14 protein-coding genes are annotated in these 18,642 nt (G+C 34.2%); 2 read left to right on the forward strand and 12 right to left on the reverse strand.

Annotation, left to right across the window (positions count from 1 at the left end; all coding sequences use genetic code 11):
* Positions 1 to 51: 51 nt before the first annotated feature.
* The 8 genes from AAGV28_RS09550 to mnmE all read right to left on the reverse strand — a co-directional run bounded on the left by AAGV28_RS09550 (position 52) and on the right by mnmE (position 10,711).
* Positions 52 to 2,931, reverse strand: coding sequence for a type I restriction endonuclease subunit R (locus tag AAGV28_RS09550; RefSeq protein WP_373406590.1), 2,880 nt, complete (start codon positions 2,929 to 2,931; stop codon positions 52 to 54).
* 4 nt (positions 2,932 to 2,935) lie between these two features.
* On the reverse strand, positions 2,936 to 3,682 hold the full coding sequence (locus AAGV28_RS09555; RefSeq protein WP_373406591.1) for a hypothetical protein: 747 nt from the start codon (positions 3,680 to 3,682) through the stop codon (positions 2,936 to 2,938).
* A 445-nt stretch (positions 3,683 to 4,127) separates the two neighbouring features.
* Positions 4,128 to 5,306: a restriction endonuclease subunit S gene (locus AAGV28_RS09560; protein WP_373406592.1), complete on the reverse strand. Its 1,179-nt coding sequence runs from the start codon at positions 5,304 to 5,306 to the stop codon at positions 4,128 to 4,130.
* A 144-nt stretch (positions 5,307 to 5,450) separates the two neighbouring features.
* On the reverse strand, positions 5,451 to 7,046 hold the full coding sequence (locus AAGV28_RS09565) for a type I restriction-modification system subunit M (protein WP_373406593.1): 1,596 nt from the start codon (positions 7,044 to 7,046) through the stop codon (positions 5,451 to 5,453).
* Positions 7,047 to 7,431: 385 nt separating this feature from the next.
* Positions 7,432 to 7,788, reverse strand: coding sequence for a helix-turn-helix domain-containing protein (locus AAGV28_RS09570; RefSeq protein ID WP_373406594.1), 357 nt, complete (start codon positions 7,786 to 7,788; stop codon positions 7,432 to 7,434).
* 17 nt (positions 7,789 to 7,805) lie between these two features.
* Positions 7,806 to 8,117, reverse strand: coding sequence for a type II toxin-antitoxin system HigB family toxin (locus AAGV28_RS09575; RefSeq protein ID WP_373406595.1), 312 nt, complete (start codon positions 8,115 to 8,117; stop codon positions 7,806 to 7,808).
* Between the two features lie 575 nt (positions 8,118 to 8,692).
* Positions 8,693 to 9,148 carry a helix-turn-helix transcriptional regulator gene (locus AAGV28_RS09580; protein ID WP_373406596.1) on the reverse strand — a complete coding sequence of 152 codons (456 nt, stop codon included), beginning with the start codon at positions 9,146 to 9,148 and terminating at the stop codon, positions 8,693 to 8,695.
* Positions 9,149 to 9,298: 150 nt separating this feature from the next.
* Positions 9,299 to 10,711 carry a tRNA uridine-5-carboxymethylaminomethyl(34) synthesis GTPase MnmE gene (gene mnmE / locus AAGV28_RS09585; protein ID WP_373406597.1) on the reverse strand — a complete coding sequence of 471 codons (1,413 nt, stop codon included), beginning with the start codon at positions 10,709 to 10,711 and terminating at the stop codon, positions 9,299 to 9,301.
* Between the two features lie 347 nt (positions 10,712 to 11,058).
* Between mnmE and AAGV28_RS09590 the strand changes: the two genes are divergently transcribed.
* Both AAGV28_RS09590 and AAGV28_RS09595 read left to right on the forward strand, forming a co-directional pair.
* On the forward strand, positions 11,059 to 11,892 hold the full coding sequence (locus tag AAGV28_RS09590; protein WP_373406598.1) for a universal stress protein: 834 nt from the start codon (positions 11,059 to 11,061) through the stop codon (positions 11,890 to 11,892).
* A gap of 70 nt (positions 11,893 to 11,962) precedes the next feature.
* Positions 11,963 to 13,735 carry a MutS-related protein gene (locus tag AAGV28_RS09595; protein ID WP_373406599.1) on the forward strand — a complete coding sequence of 591 codons (1,773 nt, stop codon included), beginning with the start codon at positions 11,963 to 11,965 and terminating at the stop codon, positions 13,733 to 13,735.
* Between the two features lie 265 nt (positions 13,736 to 14,000).
* Here AAGV28_RS09595 and dnaN read toward each other — a convergent pair whose 3' ends face one another.
* The 4 genes from dnaN to AAGV28_RS09615 all read right to left on the reverse strand — a co-directional run bounded on the left by dnaN (position 14,001) and on the right by AAGV28_RS09615 (position 18,565).
* Positions 14,001 to 15,119, reverse strand: coding sequence for a DNA polymerase III subunit beta (gene dnaN, locus AAGV28_RS09600; RefSeq protein ID WP_373406600.1), 1,119 nt, complete (start codon positions 15,117 to 15,119; stop codon positions 14,001 to 14,003).
* 117 nt (positions 15,120 to 15,236) lie between these two features.
* Entirely contained in the window at positions 15,237 to 16,922 is a 1,686-nt protein-coding gene (gldG, locus tag AAGV28_RS09605; protein ID WP_373406601.1) for a gliding motility-associated ABC transporter substrate-binding protein GldG, read from the reverse strand.
* Positions 16,922 to 17,647 (reverse strand): gliding motility-associated ABC transporter permease subunit GldF, encoded by a 726-nt coding sequence (gldF, locus tag AAGV28_RS09610; protein WP_373406602.1) that lies wholly within the window; start codon positions 17,645 to 17,647, stop codon positions 16,922 to 16,924. Before gldF ends, gldG begins: the two co-directional genes overlap by 1 nt.
* Positions 17,648 to 17,734: 87 nt before the next feature.
* On the reverse strand, positions 17,735 to 18,565 hold the full coding sequence (locus AAGV28_RS09615; RefSeq protein ID WP_373392468.1) for an SAM hydrolase/SAM-dependent halogenase family protein: 831 nt from the start codon (positions 18,563 to 18,565) through the stop codon (positions 17,735 to 17,737).
* Between the last annotated feature and the right edge of the window lie 77 nt (positions 18,566 to 18,642).

Here is an 18,642-nt window from a genome sequence, read left to right on the forward strand (position 1 = left end):
GGAATACCAACAGAAATTTTAAGTTTAATTTATTTTTTCATCGCACACCAATTACGCCATCATCCCTTTTACAAAAACTTCCACAAACTCCTTCATTTTTGCTATAATTCGATCACCAATGGTTCTGGCTTGCAGGATGCTGGGTCTGTTGTCTAGGCATTGAAAAACTTCATCTTTAATAGGCTCTCGACCACTGTAGATGTAGGCATCTATCAAGGATTTGAATTGTGCTTTGTCCAAATGCTCTTCCTCGCAAAGTTTGCCTAATGCCAATACTTTTTGATCTTGCCAGTATTTTTCAAATTCATCTTCAATAGAATCAACGTCTTTGATATTGGGCATATTCTCATCAATGAATTTTTGAATCAACTCTCTTTTGCTTCGCAACTGAATATCTCCTCCCAATAAATCAATAATGGCTTTCTTTTGCGCTGCAGCTGCCGTTGGTGTTTTCTCGCTTTTTAATTGCGCTAGCAACTTGATAATATATGCTACATTAATACTATCCCTATGAATTAATTCTAGTTCAAAATCAATGTCATCCAGAATTGATGTTTTTTGCTTTTGACGGTCTCTATCAACTTTATCTTTGATGTCTAGAAACTTTGTTTCATAGTATTTAAATTCTTGTTCATCAATCGCTAAATCATCCCAGTCAAAATCGGTGTAGGATTTCAGCACGTTCATACTACGCAATAACTTACGAAAAGCAATTACAAATCTAGCAAGATCTTCTTCACTTTTTAAATCAGTAACACTTTGATACGTGGGTGCAATATCTTTTACAAGTCGCAGTGCTTCATCTACTTTTTGAGCTATATTTTCATATTCGGGCATAGTTATTACTTCTATAGCCTCCTTGTTTGAGAATAAAGTTATGGCTTCGTCAGTTGCTTTTTTCAAGTTACGGAAACATAAAATATTTCCTTGTGATTTTTGATCTCCAAATGTTCTGTTAGTTCTGGAAAAAGCTTGTATCAAGCCGTGCTGTTGCAGATTTTTATCAACATAAAGTGTATTCACTTTTTTAGCATCAAAACCGGTAAGCATCATATTAACTACAATGACAATATCCAATCGGTCTTTCTTGTGATTGAAGTTTTTTCGTTCCCGATCTTTTAAACGTTTACTTATGTTTGTTGCATAGTTCTCAAATTCCTTACTGTCTTTTGTATTGTAACTTACTTTGTACATCGCGTTATAATCAGCAATATATTTTTCTAATTTATCTCTTGTATGAGTTGAATTATATTTAGTTTGCGGTTCTGTAATTGTATCAAAATCTACTTCGTCATCAGGCAAATAATCTTTTGAATTTTCTGACGGTTCGTTTGTTCCATAGGTAAAAATAGCTGCAATCCTTAAATCATGCTCACCAGCTTCTTTCTTTTGTTGAAAAAGGTCGTAGTATTTAATCAAATTAGTAATACTGCTAACTGCAAATAAAGCCGAATAGTCTCTATTGAACGTCTTTTGACCGTGATACGCAATAATATAATCCACAATTTTACTAAGCCGTATATTAGAGTTCAATACTTCTTGTTTGTCAATGTCCTCTACATCTATATCTATGAAAGTATTGCTCTTACTTTTATATCTCCCAATGTACTCTATCCCAAAACGCAATACGTTTTCATCACTTATTGCATCTGTAATGACGTATTTGTGCAAACAGTTGCCAAACAAATCTTTGGTGGTACGTTTTCCTAAATCATTCTTAGAAGCATTTTCGGCAAAAATGGGTGTTCCTGTAAAACCGATTAACTGACTTTTTTCAAAGAATTTGGTAATACGGTCGTGTGTTTCTCCAAATTGCGAACGATGACACTCATCAAAAATAAAAACGATTTTCTTATGTCGTAGAGCTTCTATTTTACCAGAAAAACGTTCCGAAATGGCGTTGTTTAATTTTTGAATGGTGGTTAAAACCAACTTGGTATTGTCCGTCAATTGCCTTACTAAAGATTGGGTATTATCAGTTACATCAACACTGTCTTTTTTGAACGCGTTGAACTCATTCATGGTTTGGTAATCCAAATCTTTTCTATCTACTACAAAAACGACTTTATGGACTTCGGGCAATTCCATCAAAATTTGGCTAGCCTTAAAGGAAGTTAAGGTTTTACCCGATCCTGTGGTGTGCCAAATGTAGGCGTTGTCATTCGAGTTTTTGACTTGGTGAATAATAGCTTCGGTAGCAAAAAATTGATACGGTCGCAGCACCATCATAACTTTGAGTGTTTCGTTGATCACGATGTAATGTGCAATCATTTTACCCAATTGATTTGGGCTGAGGAAAGAAGCAGTAAACTCAGGTAATTCTGTGATGTTTTTATTGTTAGTATCGGCCCAAAAGAAGGTTTGTTTGACAGATTGAAGTTCATTATTAGCCAAATATTTAGTGTTTACACCATTACTTATCACAAACAATTGCACGTATTGAAACAAACCGTGGTTGCTCCAAAACGAATGCATTTGGTAACGATTGATTTGGTTAAAAGCTTCTTTGATTTCGATGCCGGAACGTTTCAATTCTATTTGTACCAATGGCAAACCATTGACCAAAAGCGTGACATCAAAACGATTCTTGTAACTGCCTTCTAAAGATATTTGATTGGTAACTTGATATAAATTCTTGCTATTATCCTCTGCATTAAAAAACCGAACATAGAACGAAGTCCCATCTTCCTTGGTTAATTGAAAACGATCCCGTAGTGTTTTGGCCTTTTCAAAAACATTGCCTTTGGCCAAGTGATTCAAAACAGCATCAAACTCTTTATTGGTAAAAGTGGTTTCGTTAAAAACCTCCAACTGACTTTTAAGGTTGGAAACTAAAGCGTTTCCATCCTGAATTTTGACAGACGTATATTTCAAACCAATCAATTGCTTGATTAAGTTGTTTTCTAATGTGGCTTCGGATTGGTGGCTCATATTTTTAATTATGAAATTTATCTTTTTTCCATTTTGAAGGATTATCTTCTATATAATTTTGAATGGTATCGAATGCTCTTGAATCACGGATAACATGATCGTAAAATCGGGATTGCCAATTAAAATCGGCATGAATTTTACGCATTTCAAAACTACACCTGCCTTTATACCACCTAATGATGCGTGCTATATTTTCATTTAGCATCGGATTTTTATCGCCTGCAAATCCTCCTTTTTTAACATCTTCATGTACAGACGCGATTAATCGCGTCTCAACGCATTCATTTCTATTGGCATTTTCCTCATTTTCATTTTTAGACGCGATTAATCGCGTCTCAACGCATTCATTTCTATTGGCATTTTCGACATTTTCATTTTTCGACGCGATTAATCCCGTTTTTACGGTATCTGATGGCAATTTCATTTTATTAATAATCAATATCCCATGCATGTGATTGGGCATAATTACAAAATTACCCAATTCTACAAAAGAAAATTTATTCGGAATTTCTTCCCAAATATCATGGGCAATTTTTCCCAATTCATTCAATTGCATGGCGTATTTTTCATCAATCGTATCCCGAAGAGACGCGATTAATCGCGTCTCTACGTTCGCATTGGAAACAACATCCCCAAATAAACATTCCATTTTATCAATGCATATTGTGATGAAATACGCTCCATTTTCGCCGTAATCCCAATTTTGCAATCGGGCGGATGGTATGCGATATTTATTTTGAAATTTATTCATATTTCATTTTTATTGAATATCATCATTTCGGTACAGACGCGATTTATCGCGTCTCAATCATTCTCTACCATTCGATTTCGCAAATATAGACGCGATGAATCGCGTCTCTACATATTCCCCACAATACGAAATCGCAATTACGGCATGCAATACCCGCAATGAAATCCGTACAGACGCGATTTATCGCGTCTCTACACCGTATATCCACCACCGTACAGACGCGATTTATCGCGTCTCTACAATATTCGAAATCGCAATTACGGCATGCAATATCCGCAATGAAATCCGTACAGACGCGATTTATCGCGTCTCTACAACGTATATCCCCAACATACAGACGCGATGAATCGCGTCTCTACAACGTATATCCACCAACGTACAGACGCGATAAATCGCGTCTCTACAACGTATATCCACCAACCTACAGACGCGATGAATCGCGTCTCTACACAAACATTTGCTGCAACAATCCTTTTTTATATTCTTGCGTTTTTACCAATTCCCCATTCACCTGTGCTATTTTACCATCGATGCCCGATAAAAAATTGGCGATTTTTTGTTGTTCGGGTAAGGATGGAACGATAGCTATTAAATTTCTAATCACACTTAATGACAAAAATTTTTGTGTTCCTCCTGTATTTTGTTCGAAAAACTGCTGATTTATTGAATCTCCTTTTAAAAAATGAATTAAAAACAGATTCAACAAATCCTTCTTTTCTTTGATTAATGCAACATTTTTAATTGCAAATCCTTCAGATTTTACTAACACTGGATTTCCGATGGTTCCTATCATTCCAAATAGAATATCATTAATATTGACTTTTGACCTTTGATTGATTTTATTGTAATCCATTTCGTTTATAAATGAAATGTTTTCAAAATCAATACTTCCGTTTTTCATTAAATTTTTTGAAGTAATAAATGGAAATCCTTTATCTACATATTTGGGAGAGTCGTGAGTTCCGTCTCTGACATCACAAACATCCCCCAACTTTTTCTCTTCCCAATCCGGATAATCTTTTCCATTTTCGTCTTTGAAGCGCAATTTGCCTGAGAACAATTGTTGCATGACGCCTTTTTTGTATTGTTCTACTAATTCCTTTTTGCGGGACAATTGCTGTATTTTTTCATCGACCGCACTTAAAAAAGAAGCTATTTTTTGTTGTTCTGGGAGGGTTGGGAAACGAGATGGAATATTTCTGCATACTTCTTGGTTCAATTTCGGTTGAGCTGTTCCAGTATTATAAACTACATAATTTATTCTTTCTAAATTATGTGTTAGAAAATCAATATTTGTATTTTCTTTTGGAACAATAACATGAGCATGATTATTAATCCAACATTTACCCGAAACTCGAAATGCCAATGGTAAATTTCTTGAAATTATATTTTCGCCATCTTCTCCAAGTAAAATCAATTCCTCGTCAAATATGTAACTATTAACATAATCAATAATTCCTGAAGCTCCGTAATAAGGAAATTCACCTTTCATTTTTGCACGGTCACCACTTTTTATTGGCTTTCTTCTACCGTCAAGAAAACTTGAAACTTCTCCTAATTTTTTCAATTCCCACTCCCCATCAAAACCAGGAAAGCGCAATTTTGGTACGTTTAGGCTATTCATGACGGGTAGTTTTTTGCGTTAGGGATAGGAACGGCATCCTTTTGTGGAGCGTAGCGGAACAAAAGATAAAGTGGATAGCCCGACCCGCCTTTTTCTGGCGAGGAACGCCCCAATAATCGTGTGTGTATAAAGTGTTGTTCATGATTAAAATGGGGTTTCAATTCCTAGTTCAGTACAAAAGCCTGCAATGGTAGCATCGGTGGTTTTGCTTTCATGGGCTAAGGCGCGTAATTCTTGGGTTATGGCTTGTAGGTCTATGGCATCTTCCTCCTCAAAGGTGTCTACGTAGCGCGGGATGTTTAAATTATAATCATTTTCGGCGATGGTAGAGACGCGATGAATCGCGTCTGTACTATTGAGGGAAATAGGGGCAATTTGCGAATATTTTTCTTCCTCGGTGCGATTTTTATAGGTTTCGATAATTTTGTCAATGTCTTCTTTGCGCAGTACGTTTTGGGTTTTTACTTTTTCAAAATGTTGGCTGGCATCTATAAACAAAATGTTATCTGGATTGTCGCGTTTTTTCTTTAGGACCAAAATACAGGTTGGGATGCTGGTTCCGTAAAAAATATTGGCAGGTAAACCTATTACGGCATCGAGGTAGTTTTTCTCCTGGATCAAATACTGGCGAATGTGTCCTTCGGCACCACCACGAAACAAAACGCCGTGTGGCAAAACAATGGCCATGGTTCCGTTATCATCAAGCTGATGCACCATGTGTTGTACAAAAGCAAAATCAGCTTTTGAGCTTGGGGCGAGTTTGCCATAAGCCGAAAAACGCTCATCAGTCATGTGCAGCGGACTCGCAGACCAGTTGGCCGAGAATGGCGGATTGGCCACGATGGCTTCAAAACGCAAATCGTAATGTTGTGGGCGTTCTAGGGTATCTTCGTTTTTAATGTCAAAACGTTTGTAGTGTACATCGTGCATGATCATGTTCATGCGGCACAAGTTGTAGGTGGTAGGATTCATTTCCTGACCGTAAAAAGCACTTACATCTTTTACTTCTTTGGCTACACGCAACAGCAAGGAACCCGAACCACAAGTTGGGTCGTAGACGCTTTTTAGTTTGTCCTTGCCAACCGTAACCAATTGTGCCAAGATGCTACTGACTTGTTGTGGCGTATAGAATTCACCCGCTTTTTTGCCTGCGCCACTGGCAAACTGCCCAATCAGATATTCGTAGGCATCGCCCAGCACATCACTGTCGGTGTTTTCTAGATCAAAGTCGATTTCGTCAAGGTGAATCAAGACTTTTACGATCAATTCGTTTTTATCGGCTTCGGACTTTCCTAATTTGTGAGACGTTAAATCTAAATCTGAGAATAAGTTTCCAAAATCTTCTTCGCTTTCAGACCCCATCGTACTTTGCTCAATGTGCGTGAGTACTTTGGCTAGATCGCCCAGGATGAAATTGTTTTTTCCGCCTGCGTTGCCTCTGCGGGCTAGTTCTGAGAATAAATCGGCTGGCTCAAGGAAAAAGCCTAATTTGTCAATAGCCAGTTGTTTTATTTCTTGCATCAAAAGGGCTTCGTCAGGATGTCCTATTACTTCTTGAAAAGTCAAACCGTCGGGTTGTAGAATGGTGTTGGCGTACAAATCCATTTTAGTACTCAGGTACTTGTAGAAAATAAAACCTAATATGTAATCTCTAAAATCATCAGCATCCATTTTCCCACGAAGGGTATTTGCGATGTTCCAGAGTTGTTGTTCTAATTTTTGTTTTTGTTCGGCTGCCATGAAGCAAATAGTTATTTTAATTATGTAGAATAGTATAGAGTGCTAAAGTATCGAAAAATTAGTAAATTTTAAACCAATTAACCTCATTAAAGTAAAAAAAAAGATACTTTTCTATTTTAGAATAACTAGTGTGCTGTTTTAGAATGTAAAAAGGAATAAAAAAAAGCGAGTTAAATTTTTAAATGAATTTAACTCGCTTTTTAGTAAAGATTTATGTTGTTGGTTACTTTCCGATGCAATAAGTAATAATCCTTATTTTTGAAGGGTTTGTAAGGGTAGAGGTGTACAATAAGAGTACCGTTTAGTTGAAATGAGAGTAGTTATTGTTATTAAAAATAACCATATTTATTTTATAAGTGCGATTAGAATAAGCATAAAAACTGTTTTACGCACCATGTAAAAAAACTTCTGCTGGAATACCAAAAAAGTTTTTAAGCTTTTGAGCCATCTTTAGAGTGATTTCACGCTTGCCAGATAGTATTGCTGATACGTGTCCTTTACTCCCAATAATTGGTTCTAAATCTTTATTCTTCATTCCCATTTCTTGCATTTTTATTTTGATAACTTCCAAGGCATCGAGTTCGGGCATAGGATAATTTTTATCTTCAAAATCTTTTATCAAAATAAGTAAAACACCTAATTCGTCATCTTCGGGAGTGTTGGGTTCTGCGTGGAATATTTCCATTGCACGCTTTACGGCTATTTTATGTTCTGCTTCGGTTTTTATTACTTTCCAGTTCATTTTTTCATTTTTAAGTATTATAATTTTTCGTCAAATTCAATAGTTTCAACATCAATTTTATCATATTCATTGTGTGTGCCAAACCAAATGGAATAACAGGTTTTTCGTCTAAAGTTGAATGAAACAACTAGTCTAAAATCATTTCCTTTGATATTAAAAACGACTCTTTGATTGTTTACCAAGCTTGCATTTCGGTAAACTTCCTTGAGTTCATTAAAATTGTCAAAGTCTCTTTTAGAAATTTCATTATACCACATCAATAATTGATTTTTTGCAATCGGATATTTTTGAGTATAATAAATTATTGTGTTTCTACTGATTATATTCATTTGTCAAAGGTATTGAAATGTTTTCAATTTGAAAACATTTGTATGTTATATTAGCAGTAAGTTGTAATTAAATTCTTTTGTCACAAATACAGTAAAAATTTGTGACAAAAAATATTTTAGAATCACTAGGTATGAGTTAGTAAGAATATTATCTTCATTTATTATTTACTCGTTGGGTGAAATTGTTTTTGGATATTAAATTTTCGTCAGTTCGAGTGAATTTTCAGAAAACGCGACAGCTTTTTCGGAAAATTTGTATCGAGAACAAGAAAATAGTGAATAGAAAACGGTTCTCGATACATTTTTCGCTTCATTTCATTACGCAAAAAAACTACCATTGACGTTTTTGATAATTTCACCCAACGGGTATTATTTATTTCATTATAAACGTCCGCTATTTCATATTAACTAGAATTAGCTTTATAAAGAGAAATAATCTACTTTACTCATTAACTGTATTTTTACTGCAAAAGCATTTCTTAATAGAAAAACTGTATAAGGTGTCAAAAAGAAATTATGTTTTTTTAAAGTCATTAATGATTTCTTCAAAATCTTCTTTGATAAATTCCCAATATTTACGTTTGCTCAAGTATTTTTTTAATTGTGTCACTTTTATAGAAGCGTTTAATTTCTTCCTTTTCAATAGCATTACCACGTTCAAATATTCGTTTAATAACTGCTACACTTTGTTTTTGCCAGTCAATTTTTGTGATATCAGTATCCCAAAACAGAGATTTTCTTAAAAGAGTTAAGTCTGGAGTATTTTGCTTTGTTTTACTTTTTTCTTCTTTGATATCAAAATAGGTTTGCAAAAGAGCTAGAGATCCTTCTTCTAAACTTAATTTTTCTTCAATTTTCAAAGCTAGAGCTATATTGAGTCTTCTTTTACCTTTAGTAATAGCATTTAATGTTTGCGGATGTTCACCAATAGAGATTGCAAAAGGACGCTGTGAAATCGCTTTTTTCTTAAGTAAGCGTTCCAATATTATTCCAGGGTGGATACCTTTGTATTTTTCTATTAATATGTTCACAACATAAATATAAACGATTTTGTTTATATTTTTTAAACTCTAACTAAATTATCATGAGAAGAGCAATCATAGTAGTACACGGAAAAAGTGCTGGGATTTTGATGGAGGTTTGAGTAGTCTTAATATGCTTAACAAGAAAGAGAAGTGTAGTTACTTCCCGATACAGAAATTAGCAAAAATATTTCCCAGTAATTCATCATTGGTCACCTGTCCGGTAATCATCCCGAAATGGTATAACGCTTCCCGAATATCGAGCGCCATCAAGTCGCTGGAGAGATTAGTTTCGAGTCCGAATTTTACTTTTTGGATTTCATTTAAAGCTTTTAATAAGGAATCGTAATGCCTTGTATTTGTGACGATTGTTTCGTTGTTTCGTAAAGCGCCAGTATTTACAAAAGAAAGGAGTTTGTTTTTCAGTTCATCAATTCCTACTTTGTTTTTAGCAGAAATGAATAAGGTTGTTAGTTGTTGGTTGTTAGTTGTTAGTTTAGTATTAATAATCGATGTGTTTTCGGCAGAAATCATATCTTTTTTATTTATGATAACCAAAATTGGTTTTAAAGGAAATTGATTTTTGGTTTTTCCTATTTCAATAAGTAAGGATTCTAACTTTCCATCAACGGACAACTCAGAACCATCAACTAAATACAAAACTACCTGTGCTTGTTCTATTTTTTCGAAAGTTTTTTTTATTCCAATGCTTTCTACATAATCCTGAGTTTCACGAATTCCAGCGGTATCGATGAATCGGAATCCGATTCCACCAATCACTAATTCGTCTTCGATGGTATCGCGCGTTGTTCCTGCAATGTCTGATACAATGGCGCGCTCTTCGTTTAATAATGCGTTTAAAAGTGTCGATTTCCCTACGTTGGGTTCACCAACAATGGCTACTGGAATTCCGTTTTTGATTACGTTTCCTACGGCAAACGAATCGATTAAGCGTTTTAAAACAAATTCGATTCGGTTCAATAATTCGTTAAACTGACTTCTATCGGCAAATTCTACATCTTCTTCAGCAAAGTCTAATTCGAGTTCGATTAAAGAGGCGAAATTTAATAATTCTTCACGAAGTTTAGCTATTTCGTTCGAAAAACCACCACGCATTTGCTGCATCGCAATTTGGTGTGACGCTTCGTTATCTGACGAAATCAAATCGGCAACGGCTTCGGCTTGTGATAAATCCAGTTTTCCGTTCAAGAAAGCACGCAACGTAAATTCGCCCGCATCGGCCATTCTACAGCCATTTCGAAGCAATAATTGAATAATTTGCTGCTGAATGTAAGTAGAACCATGGCAGGAAATTTCAACAGTATTTTCGCCTGTGTAAGAGTTAGATCCTTTAAAAATAGATACTAATACCTGATCCAAGGTTTTAGCGCCATCAACAATATGTCCTAAATGCAGTGTATGTGTTTTTTGCTTAGTTAAATCTTTATTTTTAATTGATTTAAAAACAGTATTGGCAATACGGATGGCTTCTTGACCTGAAATTCGGATGATGGCAATTGCTCCAGCTCCCGAAGGTGTGGCTAGTGCTACTATGGAATCGTTGTTTAGCATTTTCTTAATTATTGGTTGCAAAGGTACTAAATCTAATGAAGTATTGTTTGCGTGCGAATATAAAACCCAAGGCAAACGTACGAGTTTTATTTTTGCCGCGAATTACACTAATTAACTCAAATAGTATTGATTCTAAAATAAATTACACAAATTTTCATCTGCCTTTGACAGGTTTGTGGGATTTTATGACATTCAAATTTGTGTGATTTCGTGTAATTCGTGGCTACTTTTTTTATTTTTGGAACTGATGGGTTTGCCCTAATATAAAACCACAATTTGTTGGGATTCCAGCGTTAAAATTGTATCTTTATTTTGTTCTTTATGTTTAATTCTATAACTCATTTACAATGAAACGCATTTTATTTCCTACCGATTTTTCTGAAGCAGCTACGAATGCTTTTGTACATGCCTTAGAATTTGCTAAAAGTATTAATGGGGAGTTGGTGTTGCTACACGCTTTCGAATTGCCTGTTTACGACAATCACTATTTTCCTGAAAATTACATGATTATTTATGAATCGATAGAATTAGCTGAATTCGAACATTTTAAGAACGAATTACCTAAGCTTCGAGCAATTGCTCAAAAACGAAATTTAGACGATATTAGAATGACGCATCGTTTAATGGATGGAGGTTTGATGTTTGCCGTTGAAAAAGCAATCAAAGAAGACCAAATTGATTATGTAATTATGGGAACCGAAGGAGCAACAGGCTGGATAGATGCTTTATTTGGGACTAATACAACGGCAGTCATTTCGGAAGTGGATATTCCTGTTTTTAGTGTTCCAGTCAATGCTAAATTTAAAAGCATAAAAAACATTGGATTTACAACCCGTTTTAGACCAAAGGACAAAAAAGCATTGATAAAAGTTTTAAAATTAGCTAAAAAGCTAGAGGCAAAAGTAAAATGCCTATATGTTAAAACTGATTCTTCGGATGTTAGTAAGGAAACAATAAAAGAGTGGGAACATGAATTTGCCAATGATGCAGTAGAATTTAATGTGGTTTTTAGCGATGAAGTCAAAGAGAGTATTCTTGATTTTATTTTATACAAAGAGATACATGTTTTGACTATGCTAACTTACAAACGTAGTTTTTTCGAAAACTTATTCCATCATAGTTTGACTAAGGATTGTGCTGCTAGTTTGGATATTCCTATTTTGGCTATTCCTATAAAATAGTTGTTTTTTAACGAAATATTTTCTACTTTTTTGTCAGTCTGGTTTATATTTGTCTTTCATTTGATACATTATGGATATTTATAAATCTAAGGTTACTTTTTTTACTAGCGAATTAAGCAAAATCAACACTAAATACAATTCCATCAGTTTGTTCCGATTGTTGAGCATTTTTTTGTTTTTAACTTCGATCTATTTTTACATTCAAAAATCGGAAGGTTTTTGGGTTCTTTTAGCGGTATTGTTTTTCGCTGCTTTTTTAGTTTTAATGCGAATTCATTCTCGTTTGTCTTTTCAAAGACTCTTAACTAAAGCATTGGTGAAAATCAATGAAGATGAAATTTCGTTTCTAAAAAGAGAAAAAATACCTTTCGAAAATGGTGAGGAATTTCAAGATTTTAACCATTCGTATGCGTACGATTTGGATATTTTTGGAGCACATTCTTTGTTTCAAAACCTAAATAGAACTGCAACTTTTATTGGAAAGAAAACATTAGCGGCATCTTTATTACATAAAGTTTCTAATCAAGAGATACTAGATAATCAGCAATCAATTAAGGAATTAAATCAAAAAATAGATTGGAGACAAGGTTTTTTGGCTTTAGCCAAAGTAAGTCAGGACAATCAAAATAGTTATGAAGCTTTGATGAAATGGAATAAAAATTCCAGTGCCGATTTATCAAAAACATCTATCGTTCTTTCGTATTTTTTTCCAGCTTTGTTTGTAGGAACATTGATTGCTTATTTGATTACGAGCAGCACCGTTTTTTTAAGTGGTTTGTCCTATGTATTTATTATTAATTTAATGTTTCTGGGAAAGTTTATCAAACGCATTCAAAGCGAAATTACAAATGCAGAAAACATCGATAAGATTATTGCCCAATATGGTTTGTTAGTGAAAAAAATTGAAGATGAAAAATTTCATTCTCAAAAGTTAATTGATTTACAACAAAGACTGCAATTCAAATCAGCGAATGCAAGTATTCATTTGAAAAAATTATCAGAGTTGTTTTCAAGAATGGATACGATTGCTAATTTAGTTACAGCCACAGTTTTCAATGGTACTTTTCTCTTTAATTTCCATGTTTTAAAAGCCTTATTGAATTGGAAAAAAGAACATTCAGCAGTTCTTGAAGATTGGTTAATTGTAATTGGCGAATTCGAAAAATTGAATAGTCTGGCTAATTTTTCCTATAATAATCCTGAATTTGCTTATCCAGAATTGAATTCCGATTATAAAATTAATTTTTCAAATCTTGGTCATCCTTTATTGAATCCCGAAACTAGAGTAGGGAATGATAGTGTTTTTTATCCTCAATCGTTTGTGATTTTGACCGGTTCCAATATGTCGGGTAAAAGTACTTTTTTGAGAAGTTTAGGAATCAATATGGTTTTAGCAGGAACAGGTGCTGTGGTTTGTGCGAGTGAGGCTCAGGTACATCCTTTGCCAGTTTTGGTTTCTATGCGATTGTCCGATTCTTTGTCGGATAGTGAATCCTATTTCTTTGCCGAAATCAAGCGTTTAAAACAAATTATGGATGCTTTAGAAGTTCAGCCTGCTTTTGTATTATTGGATGAAATTTTAAGAGGAACCAATTCCGACGATAAACGTAACGGAACGATTGAAGTCCTTAAAAAAGTAATTGCTAAAAAAGCCATTGGTGTTATTGCAACGCACGATATTGAAGTTTGTTTAACTACGAATGAATATCCAGAAATATTGAGTAATAACTGTTTTGAAGTCGAAATAAAAAACGATGATCTTCATTTTGATTATAAACTTCGTAACGGAATTTGTAAAAATAAAAGTGCTACGTTTTTGATGAAGAAAATGGGTGTGATTTAACCGCAAAAAAAAGAAGCTTTCGCAAAGGAAACAAAGTAAAAATCAGTGTAGATTTTTTTTATTTCTCCAATCTGGGTTGCTAAAAAAATTACCGAAAATTAATTCGTGAATTAGTGGCAATTAAAAACAAAAAAAAACCGCTTTTCTAGGAGGAATCGCGGTTTTTTTAAATATAAAAAATGGTTGGTTAATAACGTAATATTCTACAATGATAAGTATTATATTTTAATATCAAAAATAAAACCTATGATTTTTTAAACTTTATTTAACTATTTAACATTACTGGCATAACAAGCATAGTTACTGTTTCGCCATCTTCTAATCCATCAATTGGAGTTAAAATTCCGGCACGATTAGGCAACGACATTTCTAGCATAATCATGTCTGATTGTAAGTTAGTTAGCATCTCCGTTAAGAAACGGGAATTGTACCCTATTTGCATATCATCACCTTGATAATCACAAGTCAATCTTTCTTCGGCTTTGTTTGAATAATCGATATCTTCAGCAGAAACATTCAATTCGGCACCAGCAATTTTTAAACGAATTTGGTGTGTAGTTTTATTCGAAAAGATAGCCACACGACGTACAGAACTCAAAAATTGAGAACGGTCAATCATTAGTTTATTTGGATTTTCTTTTGGAATTACCGCTTCGTAATTTGGATATTTTCCATCTATCAAACGACACATTAATACATAGTTATCAAAAGAAAAAGTAGCATTCGAATCGTTATACTCGATTTTTACTTCAGCATCAGATGTTGACAGAATATTTTTTAAAATTGTCAACGGTTTCTTCGGCATAATAAAATCAGCTACTTGAGAAGCAGTAACATCTGTACGAGCATATTTTACTAATTTATGAGCATCTGTAGCAACAAAAGTCAAACCTTGTGGAGAAAACTGGAAAAACACTCCTGACATTACTGGGCGTAAATCATCGTTTCCAGCAGCAAAAATAGTTTTGCTTATTGCTGTAGCTAGTACATCGGCAGGAACTAACGTTACTGAAGGTTCGTCTAAGTTTACTGATTTCGGGAATTCTTCTCCTGGAGCATAAGCCAAGGCATATTTCCCTGAATTAGAACTAATTTCTATGGTGCTGTTTTCTTCAACAGTAAAAGTTAAGGGTTGTTCTGGGAACGTTTTTAAGATTTCCAAAAGCAATTTAGCAGGAACAGCAACACTACCTACACTAGTAGAATCGATAGCTAAAGTAGCAGACATTGTAGTCTCTAAATCAGACGAAGAAACGGTTAGCTCATTATGGTCTAATTCAAATAAGAAATTGTCCAAAATAGGCAACGTATTGCTACTATTGATAACGCTTCCTAAAACTTGTAATTGCTTTAATAAGTATGAACTCGATACTATAAATTTCATATGAAGATTATATTTGTTTTTTATTGGAATAGGGTATCTTTTTATAGAATTGGTAAAGGATACACTTTTACAAATATATCGTAAACAAATCTAGTATTGAAAATTTTTTATTAACATCTATTTGCTGTATTTACGCTTTCTTAAAAAGCCAAATACAACTCCAAAAATTGCTAAAATTAGAATTGGAAGCCCGATAGTTATGACTTGCGTCCGGGTATAATTTTCATATACTTTTTCTTTATCTAATAATGGCAAATCCAAATCCTTTGATCGAATGTTAATAAGTCCCGTATCGTCCAGCAAGTAATTGACGCAGTTGAGCAGGAAATCTTTATTATCATATAAATTTCCAGAGCGTTGATCAAAGCCTAATTCAACCGGTTCGTAATTTTTATCCAATTGATTTTTGATAATATCGCCATCTGAAATCACAATCATTTTGCTGGCTTTTCCTGTGGCTTCAAAATTATTTTGTTCGAAAGCCAAAACCCGGTTTTGAAATACCGAATTGAAATTGCCTTCTAATAAAACCGCCATTGGAATATTTCCAGTATTAATGTAATGATTGGGACTGGTTTCTTCGGCCACAATATTCAAATTGATTTCAGTAGGCGTTCCTACTTTTTTAGAATATTGAGATGATTTTAGCAGAACGGTTTTCTTAATTCCGTTTTTCAAGGTGTCAATGGGATTAGCGAAATCAAATTTGATTCCGCCTAGGTTTTTTACAATAGGATGTTGGCTTTCAGGATACACCAAAGGCGCAAATTTCCAGTTGAAATTCTGGTATTGTGTCGCACTTCCTTGTTCGCCAGTAGCTAGTTTTATAGGACTTCCTTGTTCGTCTTTTACTATATCAGGATTGATTCTAATTCCGTATTTAAAAAACATATCGTTTAGATTCAAATCTCTTGGAAAAGCAAGAGTAGCTCCAGCATCGTTGTACAAACTATCCATTTCTACCGTTACCTGATCGACTAACCAAATTGTTTTTCCACCGTTGATGATAAATTGGTCTAAGACTTGTTTTTCGGCATCAGAAAAGGCTTCGGTAGGTTTGGCAATAATAGCCAAATCGTATTTTTTTAAAGCTTCTAAACTGTTAACAGGACTTTTAGCAACAGAATCTAAGGTAAAAGGACCAATGTGGTAACTTTCCTTTATTTGCAAAAGAAACTTAGCAATAAAAACATCGTGGATTTCGCCATTTCCTTTAATTACGGCAATCTTTTTTTGTTTCTCTTTGGTGATTTTATTCAACGCATCGGCAATAGAATATTCTAAATGCTGTACCGATCCAATTACTTTTTCGGTAGTAGAAGCGCCCATGATGTTTTTCAACAGCGGAATATTCACTTCTTTGTTTTGATACACTGCAATTGCCCATGGAAAAACCATAGCTTGCGATTGTTTTCCTTTGTCGTCCACCGTTATGTTTACAGGTGTTAACCCTTTCATGTACAACGTTTTTATGTTGTCCATGCTGGCATCTTTGTTTTCTAAAGGATTGACAAATTCGAAGTTAATATTCGAATTATACGCTTGAAATTCTTCGACTAATTCTCGGGTTTCCTGTTGTAATCTTTTGAATTCAGCAGGTAAATCGCCTTCCATATAAATTTTTATCGAAAGCGGTTCTTTGACCTGCTTGATAATATTTAACGAAGTTTCAGATAAGGTATAACGATGATCCTTGGTTAAATCAAATCGATGAAAGAATGAATTTCCAATTAGGTTTAGTATTAACAGAATTGCAATGGTAATCCATACTGATTGTAGGTTTCTTTTTTTAGCAGCTATCATTACAGTTTAAAAGATTTAAGTTGGTAAACAGTAAACGAAAGAAAAGCCACCACAACACTGACAAAGTAAATAATGTCACGAGTGTCAATTACGCCGCGGCTCATGCTTTTAAAATGATTTTGCATTCCTAAAACCGAAATAAATGATGAAAAAGAAGGAATGATACTTGCAAAACCTTCGAATCCAAAATAGAAAAAGAAACACAAAAAAACAGCCAGAATAAACGCTACAATTTGGTTATCCGAAAGGGTAGAAGTAAAAATTCCGATAGCAGTGTAGGCACCAATTAAGAATAAAAGTCCAAAATAAGAACCAATAGTACTTCCCATATCGATATTGCCTTCGGGCATTCCTAAATTCGAAATTACTTCAACATAAATAAATGTTGGAACAATAGCGATGATGATTAACAACATGGCTCCAAGAAATTTTCCGTTTGCTATTTGCCAAATAGACAATGGTTTAGTTAGTAGTAATTCAAGCGTTCCTTGTTTTCTTTCATCAGAGAAAGAACGCATCGTTACTGCTGGAATTAAGAAAATTAAAATCCAGGGAGCAAGAGTAAAAAACGGAGTCATATCGGCAAAACCCGAATTTAGGATGTTGTAATCGCCTTCAAAAACCCACAGAAATAATCCGTTGATGATTAGAAAAATGGCGATAACTAAATAACCTATGGGCGAACCAAAAAAGGATTTAATTTCACGTAATAATAAGGCTTTCATTCTTTTTTTAGTTATGAGTTGTGGGTTATGAGTTATGTGTTATTCTGTTTAGATATTCATCAAATCAGCAATCTAAAATCATAATTTTTAATTCTTAAATTCGATAGTAACGGCATCGCGATAATTGAGACCTAATAAACTGCTTGCTGAACCAATTTTGGACGGATTGCTTCTAAAAATGGCAATTTCGAGATAACCTGCTTCATTGAAAATAGCCAGTTTTTCACCTTCGTAATTCTTAATTGGGTATTTGTCTGAAATAGCAATTGCGGAATAATTAGGTAATATGGTTTTGATATTTTTGGTCTTCATCTGGATTTCATACGGTCGTCCTTTAGCCACTTCCAAAAATTGTTTTTTGGTAATATTGGTCACCACATTCCCAAAATGATCAATGTAAATCACATGACCTTTTAAGCTGTTGTTATCATTTGCGGTTACGGCTTTCATTTCTGTCACTTCCTTAACCGAGTTGATTTCCCGACCAATTACGTTGAGCAAACCACCTTTGGCAATATGACAAGCTACCGTCACAAAAACATCCAATCCGGAAGCATCACTAGGCAGACGGTCGTGAATATTGATGGCTACAATTTTTTGCGGAACTATTTTTTGCGAAAGCATACTTAAAATACCATTATCGGCAGCAATAAAATAGGAATCGTTCCACTGCATCACTATATGTAGATTTTCTTTGTTTAATTCCATATCAACCCCAATGAGGTGAACGGTTCCTTTAGGAAAACTAGCATAAGCAGCACTAATGATGTAGCTGGCTTCTACGGTGTTAAAAGGATCTATATCATGCGAAATATCAATAATTTGGGCTTCTGAGTATTCAGATAAAATTTTCCCTTTCAAAGCACCTACAAAGTGATCTTTCAAGCCGTAATCGGTAGTAAGGGTAATTATTGACATATTTTTGTTTATAACTATTGGTGAAATCTAAACTTAATTTTTATTAAATTTGAGAAATGCAAAGCTAATAATAGTAA

Source organism: Flavobacterium zubiriense (genome assembly GCF_041729725.1).
Classification (GTDB): domain Bacteria; phylum Bacteroidota; class Bacteroidia; order Flavobacteriales; family Flavobacteriaceae; genus Flavobacterium; species Flavobacterium zubiriense.

What these genes read in the sequence shown, in the direction of transcription:
- dnaN (WP_373406600.1), bottom strand. Translation starts at nt 15,119, where the DNA reads ATGAAATTTATAGTATCGAGTTCATACTTATTAAAGCAATTACAAGTT.
- AAGV28_RS09555 (WP_373406591.1), bottom strand. Translation starts at nt 3,682, where the DNA reads ATGAATAAATTTCAAAATAAATATCGCATACCATCCGCCCGATTGCAA.
- mnmE (WP_373406597.1), bottom strand. Translation starts at nt 10,711, where the DNA reads ATGCTAAACAACGATTCCATAGTAGCACTAGCCACACCTTCGGGAGCT.
- AAGV28_RS09565 (WP_373406593.1), bottom strand. Translation starts at nt 7,046, where the DNA reads ATGGCAGCCGAACAAAAACAAAAATTAGAACAACAACTCTGGAACATC.
- AAGV28_RS09595 (WP_373406599.1), top strand. Translation starts at nt 11,963, where the DNA reads ATGGATATTTATAAATCTAAGGTTACTTTTTTTACTAGCGAATTAAGC.
- AAGV28_RS09590 (WP_373406598.1), top strand. Translation starts at nt 11,059, where the DNA reads ATGAAACGCATTTTATTTCCTACCGATTTTTCTGAAGCAGCTACGAAT.
- AAGV28_RS09570 (WP_373406594.1), bottom strand. Translation starts at nt 7,788, where the DNA reads ATGAACTGGAAAGTAATAAAAACCGAAGCAGAACATAAAATAGCCGTA.
- AAGV28_RS09615 (WP_373392468.1), bottom strand. Translation starts at nt 18,565, where the DNA reads ATGTCAATAATTACCCTTACTACCGATTACGGCTTGAAAGATCACTTT.
- AAGV28_RS09575 (WP_373406595.1), bottom strand. Translation starts at nt 8,117, where the DNA reads ATGAATATAATCAGTAGAAACACAATAATTTATTATACTCAAAAATAT.
- gldF (WP_373406602.1), bottom strand. Translation starts at nt 17,647, where the DNA reads ATGAAAGCCTTATTATTACGTGAAATTAAATCCTTTTTTGGTTCGCCC.
- AAGV28_RS09550 (WP_373406590.1), bottom strand. Translation starts at nt 2,931, where the DNA reads ATGAGCCACCAATCCGAAGCCACATTAGAAAACAACTTAATCAAGCAA.
- AAGV28_RS09560 (WP_373406592.1), bottom strand. Translation starts at nt 5,306, where the DNA reads ATGAATAGCCTAAACGTACCAAAATTGCGCTTTCCTGGTTTTGATGGG.
- gldG (WP_373406601.1), bottom strand. Translation starts at nt 16,922, where the DNA reads ATGATAGCTGCTAAAAAAAGAAACCTACAATCAGTATGGATTACCATT.